General features: G+C 42.6%; 3 protein-coding genes. All 3 read left to right on the forward strand.

Annotation, left to right across the window (positions count from 1 at the left end; all coding sequences use genetic code 11):
• Window positions 1-114: 114 nt before the first annotated feature.
• Window positions 115-312, forward strand: coding sequence for an NAD(P)H dehydrogenase subunit NdhS (locus PY364_RS19605; protein WP_007355401.1), 198 nt, complete (start codon window positions 115-117; stop codon window positions 310-312).
• 134 nt (window positions 313-446) lie between these two features.
• Window positions 447-1,115, forward strand: coding sequence for an HAS-barrel domain-containing protein (locus tag PY364_RS19610; RefSeq protein WP_275525024.1), 669 nt, complete (start codon window positions 447-449; stop codon window positions 1,113-1,115).
• A gap of 177 nt (window positions 1,116-1,292) precedes the next feature.
• Window positions 1,293-2,364 (forward strand): FAD-dependent oxidoreductase (locus PY364_RS19615; protein ID WP_275525026.1); only part of this gene is annotated, 1,072 nt, incomplete at its 3' end.

The raw sequence follows: 2,364 nt of genomic DNA on the forward strand, positions 1-2,364 counted from the left end.
GGTTAGGATACCGCCCAGAGGGCGGCGTTACGAATACTTTAAATATTTTACATAACTCAAAATTTCTCTAACTCCTAGTAAGCTAGAAATTGCCAACCTTACTATCAAAGAATTATGATTTTTCCCGGTTCAGCAGTTCGAGTTAAGGATATCGGCGAGATTTATTACGACTTTCAAGGACAAGTCCAGCGAGTCAGCGATGGCAAAGCTGCGGTACTTTTTGAAGGTGGAAACTGGGATAAGCTGATTACATTCCGGCTGTCGCAGTTGGAATCTGTGGATGCTACGGCTGGCCGCGCTAAAGGTAAATAACAAAGATAATTGGTAATTGGTAATTGGTAATTGGTAATAGCTAATGGCTAATGGCTAATGGCTAATGGCTAATTACCCATCTCTTCCCTCTCTTCCCCTAGCCCCTAGCCCCTAGCCCCTAGCCCCTAGATATTATGCGTCTTCCCCTACCTCAATTTACTGTAGAAGATCGTCGCCGCGACCATATTGGTGAGGTTATTGAAACAGCTACTACAGAATTTGTGGCTCAATGTTTAGAGCCAGATGATTTAAACTTTCCGCCGATGCCACCTTTTGGGTGTTGGGTAAAAGCAGTAGATGAAGAGTCTAGAAATCAAATTTATGGTGTAATTTACCATGCCACAACTTGCCCCATTGATACAGTTCATAGGGCCAGAGCTTTGGGTTTATCTATCCAAGATTTAAGAGAACAACAACCGCAAATTTTTGCGATGTTAAAAACGGAGTTTCGAGCAGCAATTGTGGGATTTCAAGGGCCGGCAGAAAGTTATAATGGTTCTGTACCAAAGCCGGGAACTATTTATCAATATATCCCGCCGCGTCCGCCACAAATTCACCAAGCTGTTTATAGTTGTGAACCTGATGAGGTGATTGCTTTTAGCGAACAGTTGGATTTTTTGCGAACGCTGCTTGAGGTGGGTAATGCGCCTGTGGATGCGTTGGCGGCGGCGGCGATTCGGGAGATTTATCAACTACGAAAACGCGATCGATCTTGGTTAGTGCAGGCGGGAAGAAGTTTGAGTGTTGTGCTTAAAGATGATTATGATAGATTGAGGGTAATTTTGAGTCAATTGCATCCATAAATAACCTAATTAAACGTTAAATACAGATGGCTAACAAGCTTAAGATATAAGCATTTTTCCTTCTATCCTAGATAACTAAATTTTCTTCTAGGTCTCCGCGTCTCCCCATCTCCCTGTATCCTTCTTACTTCTCCCTGTATCCTTCTTACTTCTTCCTTCTTCCTTCTTCCTTATTTTATGCCAAGCGATCGCACCCCTGACAGTAAACCCCGGATCGTCGTAATTGGGGCCGGAATTGGTGGACTCACAGCCGCAGCCTTATTAGCTAAAAGAGGCTACCAAGTGCTAATCTTAGACCAAGCGATCGTTCCTGGGGGATGCGCTTCTACCTTCAAACGTAAAGGCTTTACCTTCGATGTTGGTGCTACCCAAGTAGCAGGTTTAGAACCTGGAGGTATTCATCATCGTATTTTCTCAGAATTAGACATTGAAATTCCCGCCGCTACACCCTGCGATCCCGCTTGTGCAGTATTTCTTCCTGGTGAAACTGAACCTATTAGTGTGTGGCGAGATCCTAAAAAATGGCAGTGGGAAAGACAAAGACAATTTCCCGGAAGCGAACCTTTCTGGCAGTTATTAGCAACTTTATTCAAACCTAGCTGGAAATTTCAAGGTAGAAATCCGGTGTTACCACCGCGTAATTTGTGGGATTTATGGCAATTAACTAAAGCAGTTCGTCCCGATACTTTGATTACTTTGCCGTTTACTTTGATGACGGTAGGTGATGCTTTAAGATTGTATGGTTTGGGCGATAATCTACGTTTGAAAACCTTTTTAGATTTACAATTAAAGCTATATTCTCAGGTAGATGCAGAGGAAACTGCACTACTTTATGCAGCGACGGCTTTAGGTGTTTCCCAAGAACCACAGGGATTATATCACCTACAAGGGAGTATGCAAGTATTAAGCGATTGTCTTGTAGAAGCTATAGAAAGAGATGGTGGAAAACTATTAATGCGGCATACAGTTGAACAAATTCATACAGTCAATAACAAGGCTAATGGTGTAACTATTCGCAATCAGAAAACAGGTGAAGTTTGGACAGAAACGGCTGACCATATTATAGCTAATGTGACTGTGCAAAACTTAGTAAGATTGTTAGGCGAAGGAGAGAAGTTAGTAACTAATTCCTTAATTGATTTTACTGATGAAGTGTCGAGTCTTTCAGGAACTTCTGAAACCGCAGAGATAACAACCGCCAAGGTGATTAAGACTTACGTAACGCCGCCTTCTAGGCGGTTAGAATACC

Source organism: Kamptonema sp. UHCC 0994 (assembly GCF_029167235.1).
In the GTDB taxonomy this organism is placed as follows: domain Bacteria; phylum Cyanobacteriota; class Cyanobacteriia; order Cyanobacteriales; family Microcoleaceae; genus Kamptonema.

Excerpts from the sequence above, each read along its gene's own strand:
- PY364_RS19610 (WP_275525024.1), top strand. The coding sequence starts at position 447 with ATGCGTCTTCCCCTACCTCAATTTACTGTAGAAGATCGTCGCCGCGAC.
- PY364_RS19605 (WP_007355401.1), top strand. The coding sequence starts at position 115 with ATGATTTTTCCCGGTTCAGCAGTTCGAGTTAAGGATATCGGCGAGATT.